The sequence below is a fragment of the Bradyrhizobium sp. CB2312 genome (assembly GCF_029714425.1).
Classification (GTDB): domain Bacteria; phylum Pseudomonadota; class Alphaproteobacteria; order Rhizobiales; family Xanthobacteraceae; genus Bradyrhizobium.
This window is the reverse complement of record NZ_CP121668.1, coordinates 2,589,978-2,616,551: the sequence shown is the minus strand read 5'-3', so window position 1 is coordinate 2,616,551 and position 26,574 is coordinate 2,589,978. Positions and strand designations below refer to the sequence as shown.

The 26,574-nt window shown below is 62.3% G+C and carries 30 protein-coding genes and 1 pseudogene; 14 read left to right on the top strand and 17 right to left on the bottom strand.

The window, feature by feature from the left end; genetic code table 11:
- The first annotated feature begins 237 nt into the window (after positions 1–237).
- Complete coding sequence (locus tag QA642_RS12430) at positions 238–927, top strand: glutathione S-transferase family protein (RefSeq protein WP_283084926.1); 690 nt, start codon at positions 238–240, stop codon at positions 925–927.
- A gap of 24 nt (positions 928–951) precedes the next feature.
- On the opposite strand, the gene QA642_RS12425 is transcribed toward QA642_RS12430, so the two are convergent.
- From QA642_RS12425 to QA642_RS12405, 5 genes are all read right to left on the bottom strand, one after another.
- Positions 952–1,359, bottom strand: a complete 408-nt coding sequence (locus QA642_RS12425) for a hypothetical protein (protein WP_283084925.1) — start codon at positions 1,357–1,359, stop codon at positions 952–954.
- Between the two features lie 32 nt (positions 1,360–1,391).
- Positions 1,392–1,559 carry a hypothetical protein gene (locus tag QA642_RS12420; RefSeq protein ID WP_283084924.1) on the bottom strand — a complete coding sequence of 56 codons (168 nt, stop codon included), beginning with the start codon at positions 1,557–1,559 and terminating at the stop codon, positions 1,392–1,394.
- Between the two features lie 32 nt (positions 1,560–1,591).
- Entirely contained in the window at positions 1,592–2,503 is a 912-nt protein-coding gene (locus tag QA642_RS12415) for a DUF1259 domain-containing protein (RefSeq protein ID WP_283084923.1), read from the bottom strand.
- A 17-nt stretch (positions 2,504–2,520) separates the two neighbouring features.
- Positions 2,521–2,754 (bottom strand): PepSY domain-containing protein, encoded by a 234-nt coding sequence (locus QA642_RS12410; RefSeq protein ID WP_283084922.1) that lies wholly within the window; start codon positions 2,752–2,754, stop codon positions 2,521–2,523.
- Between the two features lie 68 nt (positions 2,755–2,822).
- The gene (locus QA642_RS12405; RefSeq protein WP_283086864.1) at positions 2,823–3,644 is read right to left on the bottom strand and encodes a sulfurtransferase/chromate resistance protein; all 822 of its coding nucleotides are present in this window, start codon (positions 3,642–3,644) and stop codon (positions 2,823–2,825) included.
- A 332-nt stretch (positions 3,645–3,976) separates the two neighbouring features.
- Between QA642_RS12405 and QA642_RS12400 the strand changes: the two genes are divergently transcribed.
- Genes QA642_RS12400 through fetB form a run of 3 tightly spaced genes read left to right on the top strand, consistent with a single transcriptional unit; the run spans position 3,977 to position 6,402 of the window.
- Positions 3,977–5,011 (top strand): Cj0069 family protein, encoded by a 1,035-nt coding sequence (locus tag QA642_RS12400; RefSeq protein WP_283084921.1) that lies wholly within the window; start codon positions 3,977–3,979, stop codon positions 5,009–5,011.
- Between the two features lie 3 nt (positions 5,012–5,014).
- Positions 5,015–5,611, top strand: a complete 597-nt coding sequence (locus QA642_RS12395; protein WP_283084920.1) for an ATP-binding cassette domain-containing protein — start codon at positions 5,015–5,017, stop codon at positions 5,609–5,611.
- Complete coding sequence (gene fetB / locus QA642_RS12390; protein ID WP_283084919.1) at positions 5,608–6,402, top strand: iron export ABC transporter permease subunit FetB; 795 nt, start codon at positions 5,608–5,610, stop codon at positions 6,400–6,402. Before QA642_RS12395 ends, fetB begins: the two co-directional genes overlap by 4 nt.
- Positions 6,403–7,163: 761 nt before the next feature.
- Here the strand turns inward: fetB and QA642_RS12385 are convergent.
- From QA642_RS12385 to QA642_RS12330, 12 genes and pseudogenes are all read right to left on the bottom strand, one after another.
- Positions 7,164–8,198, bottom strand: a complete 1,035-nt coding sequence (locus tag QA642_RS12385) for a Gfo/Idh/MocA family oxidoreductase (protein WP_283084918.1) — start codon at positions 8,196–8,198, stop codon at positions 7,164–7,166.
- 6 nt (positions 8,199–8,204) lie between these two features.
- Positions 8,205–8,654 (bottom strand): type II 3-dehydroquinate dehydratase, encoded by a 450-nt coding sequence (gene aroQ / locus QA642_RS12380; RefSeq protein ID WP_283084917.1) that lies wholly within the window; start codon positions 8,652–8,654, stop codon positions 8,205–8,207.
- A gap of 13 nt (positions 8,655–8,667) precedes the next feature.
- Positions 8,668–9,414: an amino acid ABC transporter ATP-binding protein gene (locus QA642_RS12375; protein WP_283084916.1), complete on the bottom strand. Its 747-nt coding sequence runs from the start codon at positions 9,412–9,414 to the stop codon at positions 8,668–8,670.
- Between the two features lie 62 nt (positions 9,415–9,476).
- The gene (locus tag QA642_RS12370; protein WP_283084915.1) at positions 9,477–10,304 is read right to left on the bottom strand and encodes a transporter substrate-binding domain-containing protein; all 828 of its coding nucleotides are present in this window, start codon (positions 10,302–10,304) and stop codon (positions 9,477–9,479) included.
- A gap of 51 nt (positions 10,305–10,355) precedes the next feature.
- Positions 10,356–11,012 (bottom strand): amino acid ABC transporter permease, encoded by a 657-nt coding sequence (locus QA642_RS12365; RefSeq protein ID WP_135178268.1) that lies wholly within the window; start codon positions 11,010–11,012, stop codon positions 10,356–10,358.
- 10 nt (positions 11,013–11,022) lie between these two features.
- Positions 11,023–11,691, bottom strand: a complete 669-nt coding sequence (locus QA642_RS12360) for an amino acid ABC transporter permease (RefSeq protein WP_283084914.1) — start codon at positions 11,689–11,691, stop codon at positions 11,023–11,025.
- Between the two features lie 51 nt (positions 11,692–11,742).
- A pseudogene (locus tag QA642_RS12355) lies at positions 11,743–12,605 on the bottom strand (shikimate dehydrogenase).
- A gap of 4 nt (positions 12,606–12,609) precedes the next feature.
- Positions 12,610–13,437 (bottom strand): shikimate dehydrogenase, encoded by an 828-nt coding sequence (gene aroE / locus QA642_RS12350; protein WP_283084913.1) that lies wholly within the window; start codon positions 13,435–13,437, stop codon positions 12,610–12,612.
- Between the two features lie 3 nt (positions 13,438–13,440).
- On the bottom strand, positions 13,441–14,682 hold the full coding sequence (locus QA642_RS12345; protein WP_283084912.1) for a CoA transferase: 1,242 nt from the start codon (positions 14,680–14,682) through the stop codon (positions 13,441–13,443).
- On the bottom strand, positions 14,679–15,149 hold the full coding sequence (locus QA642_RS12340; RefSeq protein ID WP_283084911.1) for a MaoC/PaaZ C-terminal domain-containing protein: 471 nt from the start codon (positions 15,147–15,149) through the stop codon (positions 14,679–14,681). Before QA642_RS12340 ends, QA642_RS12345 begins: the two co-directional genes overlap by 4 nt.
- Positions 15,150–15,161: 12 nt before the next feature.
- Positions 15,162–15,548, bottom strand: a complete 387-nt coding sequence (locus tag QA642_RS12335; RefSeq protein WP_283084910.1) for a VOC family protein — start codon at positions 15,546–15,548, stop codon at positions 15,162–15,164.
- A gap of 4 nt (positions 15,549–15,552) precedes the next feature.
- On the bottom strand, positions 15,553–16,497 hold the full coding sequence (locus tag QA642_RS12330; RefSeq protein ID WP_283084909.1) for a ketopantoate reductase family protein: 945 nt from the start codon (positions 16,495–16,497) through the stop codon (positions 15,553–15,555).
- Between the two features lie 103 nt (positions 16,498–16,600).
- Between QA642_RS12330 and QA642_RS12325 the strand changes: the two genes are divergently transcribed.
- From QA642_RS12325 to QA642_RS12280, 10 genes are all read left to right on the top strand, one after another.
- A complete protein-coding gene (locus QA642_RS12325; protein ID WP_283084908.1) occupies positions 16,601–17,569 on the top strand; it encodes a LysR family transcriptional regulator in 969 nt (322 codons plus the stop codon).
- A gap of 683 nt (positions 17,570–18,252) precedes the next feature.
- Complete coding sequence (locus QA642_RS12320; RefSeq protein WP_283084907.1) at positions 18,253–19,275, top strand: alcohol dehydrogenase catalytic domain-containing protein; 1,023 nt, start codon at positions 18,253–18,255, stop codon at positions 19,273–19,275.
- 50 nt (positions 19,276–19,325) lie between these two features.
- A complete protein-coding gene (locus QA642_RS12315) occupies positions 19,326–20,678 on the top strand; it encodes a sugar ABC transporter substrate-binding protein (protein WP_283084906.1) in 1,353 nt (450 codons plus the stop codon).
- Between the two features lie 96 nt (positions 20,679–20,774).
- Positions 20,775–21,326 carry an SIS domain-containing protein gene (locus tag QA642_RS12310; protein WP_283084905.1) on the top strand — a complete coding sequence of 184 codons (552 nt, stop codon included), beginning with the start codon at positions 20,775–20,777 and terminating at the stop codon, positions 21,324–21,326.
- 4 nt (positions 21,327–21,330) lie between these two features.
- The gene (locus tag QA642_RS12305; RefSeq protein ID WP_283084904.1) at positions 21,331–22,290 is read left to right on the top strand and encodes a sugar ABC transporter permease; all 960 of its coding nucleotides are present in this window, start codon (positions 21,331–21,333) and stop codon (positions 22,288–22,290) included.
- Positions 22,287–23,114 (top strand): carbohydrate ABC transporter permease, encoded by an 828-nt coding sequence (locus tag QA642_RS12300; RefSeq protein ID WP_283084903.1) that lies wholly within the window; start codon positions 22,287–22,289, stop codon positions 23,112–23,114. Before QA642_RS12305 ends, QA642_RS12300 begins: the two co-directional genes overlap by 4 nt.
- A gap of 18 nt (positions 23,115–23,132) precedes the next feature.
- The gene (locus tag QA642_RS12295; protein WP_283084902.1) at positions 23,133–24,026 is read left to right on the top strand and encodes a TIM barrel protein; all 894 of its coding nucleotides are present in this window, start codon (positions 23,133–23,135) and stop codon (positions 24,024–24,026) included.
- Between the two features lie 9 nt (positions 24,027–24,035).
- Positions 24,036–25,013, top strand: a complete 978-nt coding sequence (locus QA642_RS12290; RefSeq protein WP_283084901.1) for a sugar-binding transcriptional regulator — start codon at positions 24,036–24,038, stop codon at positions 25,011–25,013.
- Entirely contained in the window at positions 25,010–25,897 is an 888-nt protein-coding gene (locus QA642_RS12285; protein WP_283084900.1) for an FGGY family carbohydrate kinase, read from the top strand. The genes QA642_RS12290 and QA642_RS12285 overlap by 4 nt, the downstream gene beginning before the upstream one ends.
- Entirely contained in the window at positions 25,894–26,571 is a 678-nt protein-coding gene (locus QA642_RS12280; RefSeq protein ID WP_283084899.1) for an FGGY-family carbohydrate kinase, read from the top strand. The genes QA642_RS12285 and QA642_RS12280 overlap by 4 nt, the downstream gene beginning before the upstream one ends.
- Positions 26,572–26,574: the final 3 nt, after the last annotated feature.

Sequence of the window (26,574 nt, the reverse complement as noted above, 5' to 3'; positions counted from 1 at the left end):
CCGGTCCGGGCCGCGGACGCTGCCACGCCACTTCCTCAATCCAGCTCAGAAAGACCATCGCCCGTTGGGCGACCGAGGTGGTGGGACTGGCTCGACCGGCCTTTTCAACGCCTCGCCTTGCGCGAGATCGCCGACGACCCGCATCTGCTCAACGACCTTGGCCTGACGCGCGACGAGGTGTTGCGAGAGGCCGCAAAGCCCTTCTGGCGCTGAGACCAATTACAGGAGACAACCAAGATGTCTGATCCGATCGTCTACGGCTTTCCACGCAGCACCTTCGTCAACATCGTCAGACTGATCCTGACACACAAGGACGTCGCTTACCGCTTCCACGACCTCGAGCCGGTCATGGGCAAGCCCGATCATCTGGGGCTGCACCCGTTCAAGCGCGTGCCGATCCTCGAACATGGCGATCTCACTATCTACGAGACGAGCGCGATAGCCGCTTATGTCGACGAAGCCTTCGGCGGCCCGTCGCTGACGCCCAAGGACATCAAGGCGCGGGCGCGCATGAACCAGTGGATCAGCGCGGTCAATTCCTACTACTACCCCTACATGATTTACCACGTGACGCACGAGCGCCTGGTTTTCCCCGAACTCGGCATTGCCTCCGACGAGAAGGTCGTGGCCCACGCGTTGCCCAAGGTCGAGACCGGACTTGCGGTGGCCGAAGGCCAGCTCGCCCATGGCAAGAACTTCCTGCTGGGCGACGAACTGTCGATCGCGGACTTCTACCTGCTGCCGAGCACCTTCGCGTTCAGCCTGACAGCCGAGGGGCAATCGATGTATCCGAAGTTCCCAGCATTCTGCCGCTGGCGGGAGCGCATGGACAATCTGCTGGCAACGCAAAAGGTGCGCGCGGCAGTGCAGCGCCTGCCGATCGAACACGCGCGCGAATGGGCCACTTCGCACCGGCCGAAGTATTGATCACGAAGAACCTTGCCGCGGAAGCTATCCGCCGCAGGCGGCGAGGCAAACCCGCCGGCCGGTTCGCCGTCGTGCCCCTTTAATTGTGTTCTGCGGGCTGGACGATCCGTCGAGCGCGCCCCCGATTCCTGATGGTACCAATTCCAGCCGCTCGCCCCTCGCCGTCACTGCGTAGCAACCATCGTCATGCTCGCCGAGCCAAAGGCATAGCTCATCCTTTTCGATGGACCATTTCCCGATCTTCTTCGTGCCCATCGCATAACTCCTCAGCGTACCGTCACGCTCGTAGACGAAGCGATAGTGCACTTCATCTGTGAGCTGCATGCCCGCAAGCCTAGCTTTGATCTGCAAGCCTGAGAGCTTGCGTGCATCTGCGGCGGCCACGCGGTCGGACGTCAGACCGCCAGCCAACACCGCAAGTCCGAGCAGCACCCGCCTTATCCCAACACGTCCAGCGCGGCGCGTCATTTTTTGCAGGACTTCATGCACATCTGGTACTCGGACTTGCAGGTCGGCCCCGCATAGTTCTTCATGCAGGCCTTCTGCTGATCGGCGCAGACCTTGCAACTGGTCTGGCCGATCGCGACGTTTATGCTCGCCAGCACGCCGGCTGCAACCATGAACATCATCATGAACGCTCGCATCGCTCGGTCTTCCCTTTGCGTCAGCTTTTCGTGCTTGCCGTCTTGTCGAGCGCCGCACGCAAGCCCTCGGCCAGCTTGACGGCGTCGTCGTTCGCCCAGAAATGCATGAAGAAGAGCCGCGGCTGCTCATCCAGCATATGGCTGTGAAGCGCCGTGACCTCGATGCCGTGCGTCCGCAGGGCCAGGATGACCGGGTTCACCTCGTCGCCCGTCAGCACGAAGTCACCCGTGATGGCCGCCTTCCCGCCGCCGGTCGGCTGGAAATTGATACCGATCGCGACGCCCATCGGGCCGACGGGGGTCAACGGCATGCCGTCCTGCATGATCGGGTCTCGCCGCTTGACGTTGAACTGATAGACGCCGCCGTTGGCCTGTCCCTTCACGCCGATGATCTGGTCGAGCTTCGCCGTGTCGAGATCGACGGCCGGCGGCGGGCTGGACGGTGCTGCGGCCGTCAGCGGGGTCTTGCTTTCGGCGAGCGCGTCGTGGATCGCCGAGGCCAGCTTGACGGGATCGCCGTTGCCGGCGACGTGCATGTAGAAGGTCGCCGGGCTCGCGCGCAGCAGATGATTGTGCACGGCGGTGATTTCGAGACCGCTCGCGATCATCTTCGCCATCACGGGATTGATCTCGGTCTCGAGCAGCACAAGGTCGCCCATGACCATAGCGCCGCCGTGCCCTGGCTTGAACGCGACCCAGCCACCGAGCGCCAGCGCCGGCTTGATCGTGACCCCATCCAGCGTCACGGGCAGATCGGTCCGGGGAAAGCCGTAGCGGTGGACGTCGTCCGAGACGGCAGCCTTCCGCCCCAGCGTCTCGTCGACCTTCTGCCAGTCGACGCTCTGCGCACGCGCCGGCGAAACGAAAGAGCCGAAAGCAGGTGCCAGGATACATGCGCCGAGCGCAATCAGCGCGTGAATTGTCCGTTTCATCATACTGCTCCTCGAACTCAGTTTCGCTCTTTGATCTGGCCGCTGCTGTCGACGACGAGCCGGACTTCCTTGCCGTTCTTCATCGCCTTGGCGGTCGTGCCTTCTGCCGTCGACTTGATGTCCCTCACCTGCGAGTAGCCGGCCGCCTGGATCTTTGCGACGAGCTCCTCCTGGGTCAGGGCGTGGGCGGGTGACCAAACGCTCGCTATCGCGAGCAAGATGGTTGCCTGAAGGACTGTCCGTGTTCGCATGTTGGTTCTCCTGGTTTTGTCCCTGCCCCAGGTCGTTCGTAGCCTTGCCTGCCGTAAAGTCAGCCCGGTCAGGCTTTGGCCTTGTTGGTCGGCCAGTTGTGCGTCTCCTTGGTCGCGTCGCGACACCATCGGTAGAACGAGTCGTAGAGCAGGAAACCCGCGTTCAACTGCTCAAGGTCGTCATCGAACATGCGCGACAGGCCGAGCGAGGCTGCGAGCAGGCCCGGTGCCTCTGGAGACAGATCAAGCCGCCCCGTGTCGGCGGCGCGGACCATCGTCGCGAGCCGTTCTAGCGGGGGCGACGACAGGCAGAACTCCTTGACCAGCACGTCGAAGGTGCAGAGTTCACCGCGGTGGCTCCAGAACACGTTCTCGACATCGAACGGCGTGGCCTCGAAGCGCTCGGCCACGGCTTCGACCTCGGCCGGCGCGACGAACAGGAATTGGGCAGTGGGATCGACGAAACGGCGGATTAGCCATGGGCAGGCGATGCGATCGATCTTGGGACGCGCTCGCGTGACCCATACCGTGCGACCACGCCCGTCGCGCTTCGGGATCTTGTTGGCTGGGACCGTCGGATGGTTTGCTTGCTTCCAGCCGAGACGGCCACCTTCGAGAATCTCGGCCGAGACCTTGCCGCAGCGGAGCCAGGCCGCGGTGCCTTCGCTGAGCTTCTTGCCCTTGTGACAGACCACGACAACGGACTGGCCCGTCAGGCGAGAGGCCCAGTCCTGAACGTCGAGTTGCGAGCGCCGCACCGCGGCGGGAATCAGGCGCGGATCAGCAGAGAAGTCCTCGTCGATGCGTACATCGATGAGCGTCGGCGCGGCCGCCGTGCCTATCAATCGAAACAGTTTGTCCGGTGAAATGGAGGTGTACGATGCTGACATGCTGCGCCCTTGGTGATCAGGACGCGATTCTTGGGCATGACGCCTCGCGGGGAGATCGCATTTCCCCGTGGCGCGAATAAAAGCCCAGATGGCGGGGCTGTCAACCCGCGTGTGCTGAAGGATTCCAAGCAATTCTGGACCGACGTCACGAAGATTTTTGGCTATCGAATGGAACGAAATTGATCTCGGCGCTGCACCTGACTTTGCATCCGGAGAATGACCACTTGATGGGGCCGCGCGACCTCACGTAGACTGCCCGAGCGGGATCAAGCAGACTCCCGGCGAGACTTCGGTCCAAGTTCTGCGCAGCACGCAACACGTGGAGCTTGCGCATGGATACCGAAAAACAACCCTCTCCCCGACGTACCGTCGCCATCCTCTCGCGAGGAGACGCCGTCGCGCGTCGAGACGCGACCTCGAAAAACGGCCGCTTCGTCGACGTCTTCGAGGCGCTCGCCGCCGTCGGCGTCGATGGGCGCCCCGCAATCTACGACGAAAGCTTCGCCGACGCCGTCCGCGAACAACTGCTCGCAGTGGACGGCGTACTCGTCTGGGTCAACCCGATTCAAGACGGCCGAAACCGCGCCGGTCTCGACGCCCTGCTGCGCGACGTCGCCGCGCGGGGCGTGTGGGTCAGCGCCCATCCCGATGTCATCCTCAAGATGGGCACCAAGGAGGTCCTCTATCGTACCCGCTCGATGGGCTGGGGATCAGACACGGCGCTCTATCAAACCGCCGCGGCCATGCGCGCCGAGTTGCCGGCGCGGCTCGCCACCGGCCCGCGCGTGATCAAGCGCAACCGGGGCAACGGCGGCCAAGGCGTCTGGAAGGTCGAGAAGCTGCCGACCTCTCCCATGATAAAAGTGCTGGACGCGACCAAGGACGCGCCCGAGGAACTGACGCTGGATGAATTTCTCCGTCGCTGCGCGGAGTATTTCGAGAACGGCAGCGTGATCGACCAAGCGTTCCAGCCTCGCCTGAGCGAGGGCGTGGTCCGCTGCTACATGGCAGGCGATCGCTGCGCCGGCTTCGGCCATCACAAAGTCAAAGCCCTGGTCGACTCGCCGGCCGCGCGTTCCGAAGCCGGACCGCGGCTCTACACGTCGAACGCAGACCCCCGCTTCCAGCGGCTGCGTCGGTTGATGGAGGACGAGTGGACGCCACAGTTAACCTCGCTGCTGGACATCGCGCGAGATGACCTCCCCGCGATCTGGGACGCCGACTTCATGCTCGGCCCCGTCCAGGCCGATGGGAGCGACAGCTACGTGCTCGGCGAGATCAATGTCAGCTCGGTGCATCCCTACCCGAACGAGGCGCCGACGGAGATCGCCAGGCGGGTTGCCGACCGGCTGCAGCTTAAGCTTTGACGCATGCTGACGGTCCGCGGGCTCAAGCGCCTGCACATCTCCGTGTCGTTCGACTTGCAGGACGGTGAATGCGTCGCCCTGCAAGGGCCTTCCGGAGCAGGAAAGACCTTGCTGCTCCGCTCCATCGCGGATCTCGATCCCAACGAAGGCACGGTCAAGCTGGACGGAACGCTCAGAGAGGCGATGCCCGCCCCCGCCTGGCGAAAACGAGTGACCTATCTCGCAGCCGAGCCTGGCTGGTGGTCGGACACCGTGCAAGATCACTTTAGCGGCTGGGATGATGCCCTGCCGCTAGTCAAACGTTTGGGACTGCCGGACGACTGCGGACCTTGGCTGATCCAAAGACTTTCGACCGGCGAGAGACAGCGATTGGGGCTGGTGCGGGCGCTCATGCTGCGATCGCGGGTGCTTCTGCTCGACGAGCCAACCTCGGCGCTCGACTCTGCATCCGCTGCTGCAGTGGAATCCTTGATCGCCGAACGCATTTCGAATGGAACCAGCGTCATCTGGAGCACCCACGACAACGCTCAAGCCCGCCGCGTCGGGTCAAGGATATTCGCGATGGGCCCCGATGGTGGCATCGAGGAAAATCGGCCGTGACCTACATCCAGCTTTCGTACGGTGACCTGGCCCTGCCCGCGCTCCTCGTCGTCATGGACGGCGTTCTCTCGCTTGTTCTCCGCCTCAAGCTCGAAAAACAACTGGCCATCGCAACAGTGCGGATGGTGCTTCAACTCGTGCTAGTGGGATACGTGCTGACGTTCCTGTTTGCCGCGGTGTCGCCACTCTGGACCGCGCTCGCCGCCTCCATCATGGTTCTGTTCGCCTCGCGCGAAATCGTCGCGCGGCAGAAGCGACGCCTACCTGGCATTTGGAGCTACGGCTTGGGCGCCGGTTGCACGCTGCTCGCCGCCGGTACCGTCACGATGTTCGCGCTCCTGACGGAGCTACGCCCGGATCCCTGGTATCATCCGCGCTATGCGCTGCCTTTGTTGGGCATGATCCTGGGCAACACCATGACCGGCATAAGTCTCGGCTTGGACGTGCTGACAAATAGTCTGGTGCGCGAACGAGCCGCCATAGAAGCTTGTCTTGCGCTCGGCGGCACCCGGTATCAGGCCCTGCTACCAGTCATACGGGATGCGTTGAGAAGCGGCTTCATGCCGATCATGAACAGCATGGCGGCGATCGGTCTTGTTTCCTTGCCGGGGATGATGACTGGCCAGATTCTCGCGGGTGTCGAGCCGGTCGATGCGGTAAAATATCAATTGCTGATCATGTTCCTGATTGCCGGCGGGACCGGGCTCGGAACGCTGGCCGCTGTCCTGGGTGGCGCACACCTGCTGACCGATCATCGCCACCGGCTACGTCTCGATCGAATTTCCCGCTAAAGAGTTCCCTGTCACGATCACTGCTGGCGGCGCCCGCGTCCTCAGCGCGCACCTCAAACTGCGGCAATGTAGCCGGCAAGTAAGGCTTGGCCGCGCGCCCGCCAAGGTATATCGCCGCCTCGCACCTGGGCGTTACCAGCAACGAGAGCGTAGAAGAATCGTCGTTTTGCTTACAAAATCGTGGCCCGGCGTAGCGGGGGAGCGAATCGAAGCCCGTCCCAGACAATCCGGTTCTGGCTCTGCAGTAGGCATACCTTGCGGCGCCGCGCAGAACAGATTGTCCGTTTTGTTCGCCCTAATATCCTGTTCTACGACGAGCAAGTACTCGCACTGTACCATCAAATCTAGGCGCTGTATCGAATGGGTTGAAGATACATAAGCAAGGAGAAGATGCGGAAACAAAGGAAAAGTCGCGCGAAAATCCAGCCGTGCGACATCCAATCAGAGAAACGTCGCACGATCCCCTTTTTGTTCTTGGCCGTTATCCCGCGAAGGTCCTGGAAAAGAAGATTTTTCCTTTGGTGGGCGCACCAGGGCTCGAACCTGGGACCCGCTGAGTTTAAGAGACAGCCCCGGGGTGAGAACAATCAATGACTTACTGGTCGCACCGCTGGGCTTATCCGACTGAAAGTGGGCATTCGTCGCACGATCATAGTGCTTCGTGTACTTACTATTAGTGGCGCCTTGATAGTCCGCCAAATGTCGTCGTTCTTGACGCTATGACCTCGATACCCCGACATTGATGCCTGTGCTTCCCGGTATCAAACCGACACGAGATCTCCGGTTTCCGCCGCGCGTTTGATCGCATCGATCACGCGAAGGGTTTTCAGCCCTTCACGCCCGGTCACTACAGGCTCGGTCGTACCGCGGATGACGCCGCAGAAATTGGCTATTTGCAGGCCGAGCGGGTCTGCTGTCTCGTAGCTCAGCCGCTCACGCTCAATCGGCGCCCACCAGCTGGCCTTGCTTGGGTGATGCCACAGATCGAGTTGTGGAACAGCCAGCGATGCCCTCGTGCCGCCGATCTGGTAACACGGCTCCTGCGTATGACTGTACGCTGGGTTTTCACCTGCAGTGAATTCCCAGCTCCAAGGCGACTGAATGGTGTCGGAGACATTGACAGTTCCCAACGCACCCGAGGCGAAGTGCAGGATAATTACCGCGGTCTCTTCGACCGCATTTCCACGCAGCCGATTGGATTGAGCGGCTTGCACCGCGACGATATCCCCACACAGGTACCGCAGCAGGTCGACATCGTGGATGAGATTCAGGAAAACAGGCCCCGCTCCTTTTTCGCGGCGCCAGGCCACGTCGAAATACTCGTCCGGCTTGATCAGCCAGAACATGCCATGCACCGACACGATCTGGCCGAGCCGGCCGCTGTCGACCTCCACCTTGGCGCGTTGGATCATCGGATTGTGACGGCGATGATGGCCGGTGAGCAGCGGGACGCCCGCGCGCTCGGCAGCTTCGACCAGGGCCTGTGCTGCGGCAACATCATCCGCTAACGGCTTCTCGATGAGCGCCGGGATGTGAGCTGCGATACAATCCATGCCGTTGGCCACATGCATCTGATTGGGGGTGGCGACAACCACCCCTTCTGGCCGATTTCCGGAGAGCATGTCCTGAAAGGACGGAAACCAGTCCACCTTCAGCGACGCCGCCAAATCTCTAGCCGCCGGCATCGGATCGACGATCGACGACAGCATCGCCTCCGGTCGCGCGAGAATGTGCTCGATATGTCGCTTGCCGATGAGACCCGCTCCCATCACCGACAGGCGGACTGGTGAACTCATACGATGCTATTCCTTCTTCTCATCAAGCAGCTTGGCTACACGACGCAAGCCGAGCAGATAACCCTGGGTGCCGAAGCCTGCGATGACCCCATCAGCTCGTTTGGAGACAAACGAGTGGTGGCGGAATTCCTCGCGCTTGTGCACGTTGGAAATATGCACCTCGATCACTGTCCCCTCGAACGTGTTCAGAGCATCCAGGATGGCGACCGACGTATGGGTGAACGCCGCGGGGTTCATCACGATACCGGCTGCCGTCTCACGCGCCTCGTGGATCCAGTCGATCAGCTCATATTCCCTGTTGGATTGATGAAAGCGAATCTCCAGGCCAAGCTCCTTGGCCAGCGCCCGGCAGTCTCGCTCCACGTCCGCAAGCGTCTCGTGACCGTAGATGTGGGGCTGGCGCTTGCCGAGCAAATTGAGATTTGGTCCATTGAGGACGTAGACAAGGCGACTCATGGAAGAACTCCGTTCAATGATGGGCGAGGATCTCGCCGAGGAACTGCCTGGTGCGGGCGTGTTGGGGATTGCGGAAGAAAGCGTCGGGCGCGCCTTCTTCGATGATCTGCCCTTCAGCCATGAAGATGACCCGGTCGGCAACCTGGCGGGCAAAACCCATCTCGTGGGTGACGCAAATCATGGTCATGCCGTCGTTGGCGAGGCCGATCATCGTGTCGAGCACCTCCTTGACCATCTCAGGATCGAGAGCTGAGGTCGGTTCGTCGAACAGCATGACCTTGGGCTGCATGCAGAGCGCACGGGCGATCGCGACGCGCTGTTGCTGACCGCCCGAAAGCTGAGCCGGATATTTCTCGGCCTGGTCACCGATGCGCACGCGCTCGAGGTATTTTCGCGCAATCGCCTCCGCCTCGGTCTTGGCGATGCGGCGCGCGCGGATGGGCGCCAGCATGCAGTTCTGCAAGACCGTCATATGCGGAAAGAGATTGAAGCTCTGAAAGACCATGCCGACGTCCTGACGTACGACATCGATCGCCTTGATGCTGTCGTCAAGCCGATGACCGTTCACCACGATGCTGCCCTGCTGGATCGCCTCGAGACGGTTGATACAGCGGATCAGCGTCGATTTGCCCGACCCGGACGGACCGCAGAGCACGATCTTCTCGCCCTTGCGCACATTGAGATTGACGTCACGGAGGGCCTGGTACCCGCCGTACCACTTCTGCACGCCCTTCATTTCGATCAGGATATTGTCCTGCATGGCTTCGGCTCCGCTATCGGACGGCGGCCAACGCGGATCGTGCGTCGGCCGCTCGCAGGTGGCTATTGAACTGTGAAGGGAACGCCGGGAACCGCCTCCGGGAAGATCGGCACGGGCGCCTTCATCCATTTGGCGTAGAAGCTGGCCAACTTGCCGTTCGACTTGATCTGGTCGATGAACTTGTTGGCAGTCTCGTTCCACTCCTTGTCGCCGAGGCGGGTGCAGGCCCCGTTATACAGCGCGGTGAAGTGAAGCTTGGGCTCGAACCCAAGTTCGGGCTTTGCGGCGTTCAGGCGCTGCGGATAGAAGCTGTTTGCGCCGACAGCCTGCACCTGCCCCGAGAGCAGCGCCTGGATCGTGGCCGCATCATCATCAAATCTGCGGATTTCCGTGCCCGCGGGAGCGCTATTGGTGACCTGGGTGTCCTGCGTGGACGACCTCGGAACGCCGATAACGAACTTGCCCATGTCGGCATTGCTGTTGATCGCCGTCGCCTGGGCAGCAACAAGCGTGATCTCGTTGGCGACATACGGCTTGGAATACTGCACCGCCTTTGCACGCTCGGGAAGCATGGCCATGGTCGCGAACAGAATGTCCACGCGACCTGTGGTCAGCGCCGGAATACGATTGGCCACCGCCAGCGGGACGAACTCGGCCTTCACGCCGAGATAGTCAGCGAAGGCGCGCCCCATATCGGCATCGATGCCGTCCTGCTTTCCCGAGCTATCGACATAGCCCCAAGGAGGATTGTCGCCCTGAATACCGATGACGACGACGCCCTTCTTCTTCACGTCTTCCAGAGTGCCGGCCTGCGATTTTCCTGCGACGGCGATAGCCGCCAATGCTAGCAGTGCAACCCCGAGCTGGCGACGGTTGGGTGAAAACAACATGAGTATCTCCTCCTGGTGATGGCTGTTTGTGATTGAGTAGGTGCGCCGCTCCTACCTTTGACTGGCCAGAGCGAGCCTGGCCTCCATCCGGCTGCCCCACCACGAGAGTGGCCAGCAGAGGATGAAATACATCGCGCCGACCACGCCGAAGACGAGCAACGGCTGGAAGGTCTGGTTCGAAACGATTTGACCGGCGCGGGCGAGTTCGATGAAACCGACGATGGCGGCGAGCGACGTGCCCTTGATGAGCTGCACGAGATAGCCGATGGTCGCGGGAAGCGAGATGCGGATTGCCTGTGGCAGCACGATGTCGCGCATGCGGGAGGAATAGTGCAGTCCAAGCGCCATCGCCGCCTCGGTCTGCCCGCGCGGCACGGCCTGGATTGCGCCGCGCCAGATCTCACCCAGGAAGGCGGAGGCATTCACGGTGAAGCCGATCGCCACCGCGACGAAGGCGTCGAGCTTGAGCCCGGTTAACGCCAATCCGTAGTACACGACGAAAAGCTGCAGCAGCAGCGGCGTGCCCTGGAATATCCCGATGTAAATACGAGTGATCCATTCCACGCCCTTATGACCACAGGTGCGGAGCAGCGCGACGGCGAGCCCCGCCGTGCAGCCGCCTGCGAATGCGACCAGCGTGAGCAGCACCGTCCATTGCAGCCCACGCAGCAGAAAGCCGAACTCGGCAAGACCAAAATGCGGTGTCATGATCGCTCCCTCAGCGTGTCGGATATGAGAAGAAGCGGTGAGAGACGACCGCGAAGCCCAGCATCAACAGCCAGGAGATCGCGAGATAGAGGAAAGTGACGGAGAAATAGACCTCGAAACTACGGAATGTGTCGCTTTCGATACGCTGCGCAACCGACGTCAATTCGTAGGCCGATACCGCCGAGCAGATCGATGAGGTCAGCGTCAGCATGATGAACTGGCCTGTCAGCGAGGGGTAGATCGCGCGAAGCGCGGGCTTGAGCACGATGAAGCGGAATACCTGTCCTTTGTGCAGGCCGAGCGCGTAGCCGGCCTCCACCTGTCCCTTATGAATAGACTGGACGCCGCCGCGGATGATCTCGATGGCGTAGGCGCCGCCATTGACGCCGAGCGCGATGATGGCCGTGGCTGTCGGATTGAGCTTCAACCCGATGAGCGGCAGGGCGAAGAACAGAAAGAAAATCTGCACCAGGAAAGGCGTATTGCGGACGATCTCGACGAAGCCGATCACGAGAGCACGCAACCAGGCCGCCTTCGAATCGCGTGCCGCGACGCCGGCGACACCGATCACCATCGCGAGCGTCATTCCGGCCAGAGCCAGGCCCAACGTACCCACGCACCCCCACAGCAGCGCGGGCATCGCATGCCAAACCACCGAGAAATCGAGCGTATAGCCCATCTTGCGTTTCCTCTCGGGCGTTGTGCGTGCCGCTCGCCCATCGGCCTGATGTCACCCTCCCAGGGATGCAAAGGTGGCGAAGAAGACGTCCGGATCAGGTGAGATGCCCGTGAACAGGCGAAATGCTTCGGTGCCCTGGAAGATCGCCATGCCTCCGCCATCGACGGTGCGGCAGCCGAGGGCACGCGCCGCGCGCAGCAGCGCGGTTTCCAGCGGGAAGTAGACGATCTCGGCGACCCACAGATCGGGACGCAGCAGAGCCGTCGGCAGCGGCGTCCCAGGATATTTGTCCATGCCGATCGGCGTCGCGTTGACAATTCCGTCTGCGCCAGCAACGGCGGCCGCGACATCCTGGCCCACCCTCAAGCGCCCTTCTACAAATCGGGGGGACAAGCCGTCGACCACACTCTGCGCCTTGGCTACGTCCACGTCGATAATGGTCAATTCCTGCACGCCGAGCTTCATGAGTGCGAAAGCGACCGCCGATCCTGCGCCGCCTGCACCGAATTGGACGACTTGGCCGAGCGAGGCACCCTGCATATTGCGACGAAAGTTCTCGGCGAAGCCGAACCAGTCAGTGTTGTGGCCGGTCGTTCGACCGTTCCTGATCACCACGGTGTTCACGGCACCAAGCGCCTCCGCGTCAGGCGAAAGCTCGTCCAGGAGTGGAAGGATCGCCTGCTTGCAGGGATGGGTCACGTTCAGCCCGTCAAAGCCCATCCGCCTTGCCGCCGTGAGCAAGTCCGGCAGCGCTTCGGCACCAAGTTTCAACTCAGTCAGGTCGATCTTCTTGTAGAGATATCGGATGCCCGCCGCATCAGCTGCCGCTTCATGCATGGCGGGGTGCGGGACGCAGCGATGCCGCTGCCGATCAGGCCGACGAGAAAGCTGGACTTCGGATGCATGCTCGGCATCGCGTCAGCTCAAGGGAACGGTCAGTTCGGCAATGACCTGGGCCGTGCTCGGTCGAACGCCGCGCCACCAGGCAAAAGCTTCCGCCGCCTGCTCCACCAGCATGCCGACGCCGTCCGTCAGCTTGGCTACGCCTTCGACGCGGGCCGCTTGCAGAAAGGGAGTGAGCCCCTTGCCATAGGCGAGTTCGTACGCCAACTCGGCGCCGCGGAAGACATTGCCTGGAAGCGGCGGCATCTCACCCCGCAGGCTGGCCGATGTCGCGTTGACCACGACGTCATAGCCTTCAGCAAGATCGGCCAGTTCAGCATAGCCGCTGACGATCAGGGGACCGCAACCGGCAAACTCTTCGGCCAATGCCACAGCCTTCGATAAGATACGATTGACGAGAACCAACTCGGACGGCTCCTGGCGGAGAAACGGCAGCAGCGCGCCACGAGCCGCTCCTCCAGCTCCGAGCATCAGGACGCGGCGGCCGGCCATCTTGACGCCGAGATTGACCGTGATGTCACGCACAAGGCCGATCCCGTCGAAATTCTCGGCAATGATCCGATCGCCGTCGAACTTCAGGCAGTTTGCAGCGCCAGCTCGGTCGGCGCTCTCTGAAAGCTCGTTTGCGTAAGCGAAAGCATCGAGCTTGAACGGGGCCGTGATGTTCAGTCCCTTGGCGCCCTCTCTCCGGAATTGATCAACCCGTTCGCTGAAGCCATTGAGGGGTCCCTCGATCGCCTCATAGACAAGATCCTGTCCCGTCATTTTGGCGAAAGTGCCGTGGATGAGGGGTGATTTGCTGAAGCCGATTGGATTGCCGATCACCGCATAACGGTCGCTCATCGCTCACTCCTGTACCGCGGCTTCGTTGTAGAGGACACCGTCGCGCACCATTGTCTCAACGAGCTCAGCCGAGAGCCCCAGCGACACAGCAATGCGGCGATTGTCCTGGCCGAGCAGCGGCGCCGGCGTGCGCACCGTGGTGTCGCAGTCGGAGAAGCGGAACGGCAGGTTCGGCAGCGTCACCTTGCCAAGCACCGGATGCTCCTGCTCGACTAGCATTCCGCGCGCCTTAATCTGCGGATCCTTTACGACCTCTTCGATGGTCTTCACGGGAGCGGACGGCACGCCTGCTTTGTCGAGAGCCGCAAGACAGGCGTCACGAGAGGGTTGCGAGAGCGTCCAGTTGCGCACGATCTCCATCGCTTCGGCATAGTGAGCGTTGCGCGCAGCAGGCGTGGCGAAGCGTTCATCGGATGACAACGCGGGGCCACCGATCAGCATTGCCAATCTTTTCCAGGCATCATCGACTTGCGCGGCAATGACGAGATTGCCGTCCTGGGCGGGGAAGACTCCGTAGACGGTCGAATCCGGCTGGCCACTGCCGGTCTGCTTCGGCAGGTCGGTGCCGCCGGAGAGGAAGTAGCGCTGAACGGCATAGTCGTGCATCGAGACCATGCAGTCGTATAGCGCCAGATCGATGTGTTGACCGCGCCCGGACGACGCGCGGCCGACCAGCGCGGCATTGATCGCAGCCACGCCGTGGATGCCGGTGTACATGTCGGCCAATGGCATCCGCAGCAGCGGCGGCGCTTCGCCAGGATTACCAAGTTGGGCCAGAGCGCCCGACATCGCCTCGGCGATCAGGCCGAAGCCGGGACGGTCGGCATAGGGACCGGTGTGACCGTAGGCGGAGACCGAACAGTAGATCAGCCCGGGATTTCGCGCCGAGAGCGCCTTGTAACCGAGTCCGAGGCGCTCGAGTGCGCCGGGGCGGTAGTTCTCGATGAAGACGTCGGCCGTGTCGACCAGCTTCATCATCATGTCGAGGCCACGCGTATCACGCAGGTCGATGCACAATCCCTGCTTGCCCATGTTCTGCTGCAGGAAGTAACCGGATTGACCGTCCTTGAAATAGCCATGGGCGCGGCCCGCATCGCCCTGCTTCGGACGCTCCACCTTGATGACCTCAGCGCCCATCGCGGCGAGGCAGCGGCCCATGAACGGGCCCGCCAGGAAATGGCTGTAGTCGATAACACGAATGCCCTTGAGCGGCAGATCCCGGAGCGGCAGCTCTTGCGCGGTCATGCCTGCTCTCCTGCGGCGCTGGTCTTCGGGCGCATCGGGATCATCAGCCGATGCTCACCGAGTTGCACCACCTCCCCGCGCTGATTGATCAACTCGGAGGGGAGCACCACGATGCCCCACCCATCACGCTTGGTGGCGCGCATCGAGCCGACGCGGAACTTGACGTGCACGGTGTCGCCGAGCTTGATCGGCAGTTTGAAATCCCATGTCCAGCCCAGCGACATTCCGGGAAGGAATCGGTAGTCGGCACGGGTCTTCAAACCATCGGCCAGCGACAGACCAAACAGCCCGTGCGCGACGCGCGTTCCGAATGGTGTAGTCTTGGCGTATTCCTCGTCGACATGCACCGGCGTGAAATCGCCCGTTAGCTCGGCGTAGGCATTCACCATTGTTTCGGTAACCGTCACTGAGGGAGTGACACATTCGTCACCGACCCTGGCATCGTCCCAGTAGCGCTCATCGGTCATGTCGCGTGTTCCTTAGGCCCGTGGATTGATCGCCAGCGCCGCTTCCACGGCACCCGCACTGGCTTGCAAGATTTCGACGTTGAGCCCGCCCGGCAGCTCGAGCCAGTTCGGCCCGGCGGGCAGTGCTTTGGCGCCCCAGCCGGCAGCACGGGCGAGCACACCTTCGTAATCGTCGACCATGATGCCAAGATGGGCGAGACGCCCCTCTGGCCCGACGAAATTGGGGTCTTCGATGAGCTGCACGCTTCCGAGCACCCAGACCTGACGCGGCCGGGCACCGTCGGCGGGTTGCTCGTCGCGGATAGTGAGACCAAGCACCTCACGAAAGAAGCCGACGTGACGATCAACGTCCGGCACGCGGATCGCAACATGTTCGACATAGGCCCGCGGTAGCGACATCGTCTCAGGCCTTTCCTGGATAATCGCTGCGGGCGTATTCGAGCCCCTTGACCAACGCGACGAGGGTGGAATTGACGGGGGTCGGCACGTTGAGCTTCGCGCCCCAGCGCACGACGGAGCCGTGGATGTAATCGACCTCGGTCAGATTGCCGGACTGCAAGCTCTGCAACATCGACGTCTTGAACTCGGGCGGCAGTCCAGCGGACGCCATCGTCCAAGCACGGCGCGGATCGGCAATCGAGATTTTCACGCCGGCAGCTTGCGCGACCGCGATACCCTCCGAAATTGCGGCCAGCGCGCAATCCTCCAGGATCGGCAGCGAATAGAGACCGCCGTAAGTCAGCCCGGTCACGGCGGTGATTCCGCCTCCGGCGACGTTGATGAACAACTTGTCCCACATCGTGCCCATGATGTTGTCGCTGAGCAGCGTGAGAATGCCGGCATGATTGAACGTCTCGGAAATCCGCTGTGCGCGTTCCGTCAAGCGCCCATCAAGTTCGCCGATGATCGTTTCCTTGCCGATGACGCCAGAGCGAACATGACCAGGGCCCAGCAGCACGCCACCGACATAAGTCTTGCCTGCCAGCACCCGGCCACGGCCGACTTCCTCCGATAGAATTTCCTCGTGGCCAAGACCGTTCTGCAGCGACATTACGACCGTCTGCGGGCCGATGATCGGCGCGGCGGCGCGGATCGCGTCGCGCGTATGGTAGGATTTGACGAGCACGATCACGAGGTCGGCCACCCCATCGACCTCTGCCGCGGAGGTGCACGCGGTGACCTTTGCAATGCTCTCGACATCGCCCTCCAGCATGCGGAGGCCATGCGCATTGATCGCTTCGACGTGAGCACGGAATGGGTCGATCAGCCAGACGTCTGCCCCGCCCCGCGCCAGCGTGCCGCCGATCGTCGAGCCCAAAGCCCCCGCTCCGACAAAGCAGATCCTCATACGAACGCTTCTCCCTGCGCAACTTTGACGTTGGAAGCTCGGATATCAGCCGACGGAACATTTCGATATGCTATGGGACTTATATTGACTATTATGAATCACAATGACGCGTCATGACCTGCCTCACACCAACCTGCTCGACCCCCGCCTGTTGCGGCTGTTCGACGCGCTGTTCACCACCGGCAGCGTCACCAAGGCGGCCGAGAGACTGGGTCAAAGCCAGCCGACGGTTTCCATATGGCTTGCGCGCCTGCGGCAGGAACTCGACGATCCGCTGTTCATTCGTTCGCCCGAGGGAATGCTACCGACGCCTCGGGCCGAGGCGCTCATCGGCACCGCGAGGCAGGCACTGGAAATGCTGCGGCGGCTGGCAGAGCTGCGCACGGACTTCGATCCAGCCACCGCCAAACGGCGCTTCAGCATCTGCATGACGGACGCAAGCCATATTACGCTGCTTCCAGCCATCCTCGCCCATGTTCGCCGTGTCGCGCCGGGCATTCGGATCGAAGCGGCACAGATCGGCTTGGACACTCCTCGCATGCTTCAGTCCGGCGAAGGCGATCTTGCGCTCGGCTACATCTCGGATCTTGATGCCGGCCATTTCCAACAGGCCCTGTTTCCGCAGGATTGGGTCTGTTTGGCGAACGCTCATCATCCTCGCATCAAGAACCGCATCACACTAAGAGATTTCAGGCGTGAGGCTCACGTGCTCATTCGGTCCGGCACGGGGCATCAACTGCTCGCTGACGCCTCTCAGGAACAGGGGATGGCGCCGGACATCGCGCTGGAGTTGCCGGGCTTTCTCGGTCTGCCCGCGATCATCGGGACCACCGACCTGATCGCCACGCTGCCGCGCCACATCGGCGAAACCCTGGCACACTACTACGGGCTGCGCGTGCTCGCGTGCCCGCTAATAATCCCCAGTTTTACAGTCAAACAATACTGGCACGCCCGCTTCCATCATGATCCCGCAAGCCAATGGTTGCGCGGCGTTTGCGCCGAGCTTTTCCAGCAACAGGACGTCCGCGGCCTGCATCGCTCAGCCCGACCGCGGAGACGCAAGCCGACTTGACTGACGGCATGGTCACCGAAGCGGCGGCGGTCTCCGAGAATTCTGATTGGGCAGATGGTGTTGCGGCCCGGCCCCATCTACGAAATGGAGCGCGGCGATTCTCGGCGAATTGGGCGTAGCCGCGGGTTCGAGGCGACGAGCGATTTTCGCAGTCCTTCAGGTTCTCCAAGATATCTAAGCTGTCGACGACATTGTCGTCGCGGCTGAGTGGCGCGTAAGTGCCGCGCGGTTCTGTCGATCTCTCGCTTGTCGCCAATCTTCAAATCACCTTGCGCCTTCCCCGCAACGAAAGATCACGTCGCTCATCTTTCGCCCGGTGAAGAGATTGCTTCCACATCGAGAATGAAGACGTCGGTCCTGTGTTCGCGTGTCTTTCCATTCGCTCCCCGATCTGATCAGGGCTTCTGCATCCGCAGCGTCGGACCCGTGTCGCGCTCGATCGTCCGGGGGATGACGCTCTCGACAAACAGCCCGAAGCGGCCACGCCTGTAGCGATCGCTAAGGCATTGACATTCTTATCCCTTCCGGCCGGCCCTATCGGTTTGGACAGGGGCTCCGGAGGATTGCGAGCGCAATACATATGTTTTCTATATCTTTCATCTGTTGCATGCTCGTAGATACGTATGTAATGGATATTGAACCGACGAAAGCGCGCAATGGGAAGCCAGTCTGGGCAAATTTTGATGAGCCGAGCTCTATTCATCCACGGCGCAAACGATGCGCGGATTGCGCCATTCAATTTGCGCGAGGGACGCGAAGGCGAGGTATTGATGGATGTCGCCTCGGTCGGCTTCTGCGGCAGCGATCTCCACTATTTCAAGGATGGAGGTATCGGCGCGGCTGTCATTGCGGAGCCGTTCGTCCCCGGACACGAATTCGGCGGCTATCTTTGTGATGACGTCGAAGAGCTTGGTTTCAAGCGCGGCCAACTCGTCGCCGTCGACCCGAACAAGGCCTGCGGCCGTTGCGATTGGTGCCACGAAGGTCACCCCAATCTCTGCCCCAATGTCGAATTCATCGGCGCGCCACCATTCGACGGAGCGATGACGCAGCGCATCTGGGTGCCGACCTCGCAGCTCGTCGCCCTGCCCGAATCCTTTGACGCACTCGACGCTGTCATGCTCGAGCCGCTAGGCGTCGCGATCCATGCCGTCGGACTTGCCAAGCAGCGCATGCTCGAGCGTGTTGCCGTGCTGGGATGTGGCCCGATTGGCCTGCTCATCATCCAGGTGTTGAAAGCGACCGGCGCGGGAGAGGTTCTCGCTTGCGACCCGCTCGCCCATCGTCGCGCCATGGCTGCGAAGATCGGCGCGGATCATGTCGGCGAGAGCGTTGCCGACATCGTCGAATTCTCCAAAGGCGGCTGCCCGCTTGTGATGGAAGCGACCAACTCGCCGTTCGGCTTTCGCGACGCCGTGGCTGCGGCCCGCATCGGCGGGCGCATCGTGCTGGTCGGCATTCCGGACGGCGACATCTACACCCTGCCCGCCGCGGACGCCCGCCGCCGCGGCCTGAAGATTAAATTCGCCCGGCGGATGGGGGACGTCTATCCGCTGGCCATCAAATTCCTCGCAGCTGGCAAGATCGACGTGCGGTCGATCGTCACCCATCGCGTCGGGCTGGAGGAAGCGCCTGGCGTATTCACGGCCCTCGCCGAGAACGCGCCCGGCTACGTCAAGGTTCTCGTCGACCTGAGGGGACCCTGAACCGACCGCGAAACGCACCTTCGAAAATGACAAAAAGGGAGGAATTGGACATGAAGAAATGGTTTCTGGCGACGCTCAGCGTGCTCGCCCTCACCGCAGGCGCCGTCATCGGCCCCGCACCTGCCCGAGCCGAATGGGCGCTGGACAAAGCTGCCGAGCCCTACAAGGGTAGCCAGATCAATGTGATCTTCCTCGATCGCCCCGGCTATCGCGCGATCATCAAGCTGCTACCCGAATTCGAGAAGAAGACCGGCATCAAGGTCAATTACGAGATCGTTCCCTACGAGAACAGCCGCGAGAAGCAGGTGCTCAACTTCACTTCGAAGGGCGATCTGACGATGGCGCTCGTCGACCTCGTGTGGATGGGCGAGTTCGCGGAAAACGGCTGGATCGTGCCGATCGACAAGTTCACGAGCGACGCCTCGATCACCGACCCCGGTCTCAACCTCAAGGGCTTCTTTCCGCTCCTGCTCGACGCCTTCGGCTCCTGGGGAGGCCAAGTCTATGGCTTGCCGTTCGACAACTACTCGGGCTTGCTCTTCTACAATAAATGCATGCTGAAGGACGCAGGTTTCGACAAGCCGCCGGCAACCTGGGAGGAGCTCTACAAGACCTACGCGCCGAAGCTCACCAATCCCGAGAAGAAGCAATATGGATTCGCGCTGCAGTCTTTGCGTGGAGAGACTCAGTCGGCCGACAGCTTCATGCGCGTGCTGTGGCCGTTCGGCGGCTCGCTGCTCGACAAGACGTTCCATTCGAATCTGCTGTCGAAGGAGAGCCAGACCGGCCTCAAGTTTCGTCAGGATCTCATGAAGTACATGCCGCCCGGGGTCGTCTCCTACGACCACAACGAGGCGGTCAACGCCGTGGCCCAGGGCCAGGTCGCGATGATCACGGAATGGTCCGCGTTCTACGGTACGCTGACCGACCCGAAGACCTCGAAGCTCGGCGATTGCCTCGGCGTCGCGCCGGAGCCCGCCGGCCCCGCCGGCCGGTTGCCGGCACTTGGCGGCTTCTCGCTCGCGGTCGCCTCGCAGGCCAGCCCGGCGCTGCAGAAGGCGTCCTGGCTCTTCATCCAGTGGGCGACGTCGGAAGACATCGCCCGGGCCTATGTCGATGCCGGCGGCGTCTCGGGCCGCAGCTCGATCTACGAACAGCCCGATATCAAGGCGAAGTACAAGTTCGTCGAGCCGATGGTCGCCTCGTGGCAGAAGGGTGTGCCGGAATTCCGCCCGCGCTTCCCGGCCTGGCCGGCGATCTCCGAAATCGTCGCCGAAGTCGGCTCGAAGATGATGCTCGGCGAGGTCTCGACTGAGGAGGGAGCCAAGCAGATCGGCGGACGCATGGAAGACATCCTCAAGAAGGAAGGATACTACGACGGCAAGAAGGCCCTGCGACAGTAGGGTAACCGACGGCGGGCGCACTCCCTCTGTGCTCGCCGTTGCGTTGCAAACCTGGGCGTCCGCGTGACGCGGACGTCCCCTTTTTCAGAGACAGCCATGACGACGCTATATCAGGCAGCGCTCGACGATCTCGCATGCGTGTTCGAGCGCCTCGACGAATCCGCCGTCGCGCGAGCTGTCGAGGAGATCGCCTGCGCGCGACGGATCGCGCTCTACGGCGTCGGCCGCGAGGGACTCCAGATCAAGGGTTTCTGCATGCGCCTATTCCATCTCGGCCGCCAGGCGGCGATGGTGGGCGACATGACAACCCCGCCGCTCGGGACAGGCGATCTGCTGATCGTATCGGCAGGTCCAGGCGATTTCTCGACCGTAGCCGCCCTGATGGGCGTTGCGCGCCGAGACGGTGCCCGGACGCTGATCGTCACGGCGCAACCGGACGCGGAATGCCCGCGCGTGGCCGAAATCGTGCTGCCGATCCCGGCGCGGACCATGGCCGACGATACCGGCCCCTCGCTGTCGGTTCTGCCCATGGGCTCGCTTTTCGAAGGCGCGCAGTACATTCTGTTCGAGGTGATGATCCTGAGGCTGCGAGATCGCCTTGGAATTACCCCAGAGGCGATGCGCGCCAACCACACCAACCTGGAATAGCGTCTTGACGTCAACGCCGCAAAGCCTGTCCGAGCAGTCGGCCGTTGTCGTGGCCCGCGATCGTGCGCGACGTCATCATCCGGGCTATGGCCGCTTTACGCCATTGTTCTTCCTCGCGCCGGCAGTGCTCGCGCTGTTTGCGATCGGCATCTACCCGACCATATTCGCGGTGCTGACGTCGTTCAGGCGCTACAACATCACGCGCCGCGCCGACCAGCTGGACGGCTTCCCATTCGTCGGATTCGACAACTACCTCGCCGTACTGCACGACCAGGGCTTCTGGGACAGCCTCCTGCTGACCGGGAAGTTCTATCTCAGCGTCGTTCCCCTGCAGATCCTGTTCGGCGTCCTCATCGCACTGATGCTGCACAAGCCGGGCTGGGGCCTGCTGCGCGCGCTCACGCGCGTCTCGCTGGTCGTTCCGCTCGCGACGACATATGCGGTTGTCGGTCTGATCGGCCGTCTCATCTTCAATCGCGATTTCGGCGTCGCCAACCAGTTCATGGGCTGGGTCGGCATCTCCTCATCGGACTGGCTCGGCAACCCGACCGGAGCCTTCGTCGCCATCGTCATCATGGACCTGTGGCAATGGACACCGTTCGTCGCACTGATCTTCCTCGCGGGTCTGTCGATGGTGCCGGTTGAGATCGAGGAGGCCGCACGGCTCGAGACGAAGAGCCACTGGGCGCTGCTGCGCCACGTCCAGCTTCCCTACATGTTGCCAGGCCTGACGGCAGTCTTGATCTTGCGTTCGGCGGACGTCCTGAAGCTGTTCGACACAGTATTCGTGATGACGCGCGGCGGCCCGGGAGCCGCGACCGACCTCGTCTCGATCTATGTCCAGCGGGTCGGCTTCAAGGTGTTCGATCTTGGGCTTGCGTCCGCGCAGGCGATCCTGCTGCTGATCTTCACCATCGTGCTGAGCCGCCTTTATATACGCATCTTCTATCGGGAGATCGAATGATGGTAGCAACACGGATCGGCGCACTGCTGCACGCACTCGGCCTGCTCATCGTGCTCGCTCTCGCGCTGTTTCCCTTCTATTGGATGGTGACGTCCAGCCTGAAGGACCAGACCGAGCTGCTCGCCTCTCCCCCCGTGTGGTTCTTCCACCCCACGCTTGCGAACTACATGGACATTTTCGCCGACACGAAGGTGACAACGGCGGTCCTGAACTCCCTGATCGTCGCGGGTTCGACCACAGCCTTGTCCGTCGTCCTAGGCACGCCGGCAGCCTACGCGCTGGCGCGCTTCGAATTTCGCGGTAAGGCGGACCTCTGGTTCTGGTTCATCTCCAACCGCATGATCAGCCCGATCGTGCTCGCGCTGCCCGTTTACCTGTTGTCCAGGCAGGTCGGCCTGCTCAACACACACCTTGTGCTGATATTGATCTACCTGACCTTCAATCTGCCGATCGTCGTCTGGATCTGCACCGATCAATTCCGTTCGATTCCTCCCGATCTGGAGCAGTCGGCCCGGCTGGAGGGCGCCTCGCAGTTCGACATTTTCTGGCGCATCTATCTGCCGCTCGGTATTCCCGGCGTGGCCGTTTCCGCGATTTTCGCCTTCATCTTTTCGTGGAACGAACTTCTTTATGCGCTCGTCCTGATCACGAGCCAGGGGCTCAAGACGGCGCCCGTGGTGGCGACCAACTTCATGTCCGGCTACGAGCTGCCCTGGGGGAAGATCATGGCGACGGGCACGGTGATCGTTCTACCCGTGACCGTCTTCGCACTGCTCGTGAGCCGCCACATGGTGCGGGGCCTCACGATGGGCGCGACAAAGTAGCGAGGGAGATCGGGTCCCATGACGTTCGGTGTCAATCTGTCATTCTGCGTCAAGCGCTGGGTCACGCCCGCGCTGTGGGCACCGGTGGTCCGCGAGGATCTCGGGCTCGATCTCATACAGCTCTCGTTCGATCTCGTCGATCCGACCTGGCCTGACGATCTGATCGAGCCGCTCGCCGACGACATCCGCAGGCATGCGGACGCTTTCGGCATCAATGTGCATAGCGCCTTCATTGGTCTTGCCCATTACACGTTCAATCAACTCCTGCATCCGGATCCGCGCGTCCGCGATGTCGCCGAGGCTTGGCTGCGACGCGCCTACCGCTTCGCGGGACGCGCCAGAATCCCGCGCGTTGGCGGGCCGCTCGGTGCGGTTGCCTCGCGTCGCGATGGACGCGAAGCGGAGAACCTGTCGCCTGCCGATTACGATGACCTGATCGCGCGCATGCATCGGCTGGCCGACGCCGCCAAGGGGGAAGGAATGGCCGAGCTCTATGTCGAACCGACGCCGATGCGTCGGGAATGGCCTTGGACCGTCGACCAGGCGCTCAAGATGGCCGAGGACCTCAGGACCACGACGGTTCCCTGGAAATTCTGTGTCGATTGGGGCCATGGTACCTTCGAGCCCCTCTACGGTCGCTATCGCGCCGGCATGGCCGACTGGTTCGCGGCGCTCGGCGCAGAGATCGGCGTGGTCCATGTGCAACAGACCGATTTCCAGCATGACCGTCACTGGGATTTCACCGAACCTGGTCGTGTCGATCCGATCGCGACGGCCGCGCTGCAACGCGCGCATGGACTTGCCGCAACACCTACTTTCCTTGAAGTATTCTATCCGTTCGAGCGCGACGACGCTTCCGTGCTTGACGCCATGAAGCGTTCCGTCGCGCTGCTCAAGCCGGCATTTGCGTGAGGTGCGGCAGTGGTTGATGGAGCCAACGATGACACCACCAAATTGCAGTCCGGCGCGACGGATCTGAGCGAAGCGCAGATTCAGGCGCGCGCCTGCTGGTACTACTATGTTGGCGCGATGACCCAGCAGGAGATCGCAGACCGGCTCGGGCTGACACGACTGAGGGTCAACAAGATCTTGGGGCAGGCGCGGCAGGACGGGCTCGTCAGCGTTGAGATCAAGCTGCCGCTCGCCAACTGCATAGCCCTGGAGGAAAAATTGAAGGCGCGTTTCGCGCTGGACGACGTTTCGGTCGTGCCGACGTTGTCGGATCCCGATACGCTGCAGCAGATCATCGGGGAGGCAGCCGGTGCGATGCTCGATCCCCTGCTGGAGGACGGCATCGGTCTCGGCGTCGGCTGGGGGCGCACGCTGCGCGCCACGTCTCGCGCGCTGAAGCCGCGGCGATTCTCGCGTAGCTGGGTGACGGCGCTGATGGGCGGAATGACTCGCGGCGCCGGCACCAACACATTCGAGGTAGCGACCGAGTTCGCCCGCGTGATCGGTGCCGAATGCTATTACGTGGCAGCCCCGATCTATTTCCCCTCCGTCGAGAGCCGCTCGACCCTGCTGACGCATTACGGCCTCGCTGAGGTCATGCGCAGGGCGCGCGAAGGCCACATCGCACTCGTCTCCTGCGGCGACCTGACGCCCCGTTCGCTGCTGGCCTCGACGCATATCGTCAGCGAGGTCCTGGACGAGTTGCGCAAGGCGGGCGCGGTGGGGGATCTGCTCGGAACGTTCCTCGACGAATATGGCCGGCCGGTGGACCACCCGCTCAATTCACGCGTGATGGCGCTCGATCCGCGCGAGCTGAAGGCTTATCCCACCTCGATCCTGGCCTCGGGCGGGCTACCCAAAGCGCAGGTGATCCGCGGCATTCTCAACGCGCGCTACGTACGCCGTCTTGTCACCGACGAATCCGCGGCGGAGGCACTGCTGCAATGAGCCTTCTTCTTGCCATCGACGTCGGAACGCTTTCCGCCCGCGCAGGCCTGTTCGACACGTCGGGCAGGCTTGTCGCGGCGCGCAGTCATCCCTTCGAGCTCTTACGACCTGCGGAAAACCACGCCGTCTATCGCATGGACGATATCTGGGCTGCCGTGTGCCATGCAACGCGAGCCGCGATCGCAGAAGCGCCGGGTGCGGCTGCGGCGGTCGCTGGCGTCGCGATCGACGCGACCTCCTCCACTTATTTCAGGGCAGATGGGGCCCGACCGCTCGAGGGCGACGCGGACGTCGTCTGCTGGATGGACCACCGCGGCGAGCGCGAGGCCGAGGAAATCGGTGTATCCGGCGATCGCTACCTCGACTACGTCGGAGGCACCGTCTCGCCGGAAATGTATCTGCCCAAGATCCTATGGGTGAAGCGTCACACGCCACAGGCCTGGGCGCGCGTGACCGCGGTATCGGATCTTTCGGACGAGGTCGCCCACCGCGTCACGAGCGTCGATCGTCTTTCGGTCTGCGGGCTTGCTTGCAAATTTCCCTATCTGCCCGGCGACCCCGAACCATGGCGTCGCGAGCTGCTCGCAACGCTCGACCTGCCCGATCTGCCGCGGCTCGGAAAGCTTGCAGAGCCACCGAGACGTGTCGGCGAGCTGCATGGGACGGTTTCCAGCGCAGCCGCGAAATTGCTCGGCATCGCGCCTGGCGCACCGGTGGCGATCGGGCTGATCGACGCGGAAGCCGGCGCGCTCGGTGTCGTCGGCAGAGGTTTTCGCGACAAGATGAACCGCACGCTGGCTCTGATCGGCGGCACCTCGAGCAGCTACATGTGCTGGGCGAAGGACGAGCGACAGATCTCCGGGATCTGGGGACCCTTCAAATGAGCATCTCGGGTGCAGCACTGGACGCTGTCCTCAATCATCATCCTGCGAGTCCCGGCGGCGCCTCACCGGAGCTGCACGCCCAAACGGCGCGCGATATTCTCGGATTGCTCGACCTCGAGGGACCCGCTTTCGGCGCGCGGCGCCATATCGTGCCCGACTGGCTCGGCAATCGTGCACCATATGGCGATGGAACTGTGCGCGCGCTCATCAGCGGCATCGGACTTGAGACGAGCCGCCGTTCTTTCCTCGAGCACTATTACGCAACGGCCCGCGCGCTCGCTTTGCAGAGCCGGCACATCCGCGAGCACCTGAATACGCACGGCTATGCGATCGATCGCATCTGTCTCTCGGGAGGGCATACCAAGAACCCTCTGATGGTACGGCTTTATCGCGATGCGCTCGCCGCTGATCTGGTGATCTCGCATTCGCCTGAACCGGTGTTGCTCGGAACCGCCATGGTTGCTTCCGTCGCGGCAGGGCTTCATCCGGATCTGTTCGCCGCGCTTGACGCCATGGCGCCTGAGCAGACGATCCACAAGGCCGATCCAGGCTGGGTCACGGCCAACGAGTTTGCTTACGCGACCTATCTGAAGCTGTTCGCAGTCCGCAACGAAATGGAGGCGGAGAGCCGGCGGCTGGCCGGCCGCTCGTCTGCGCCCGCCGGAGTCATCTGAACG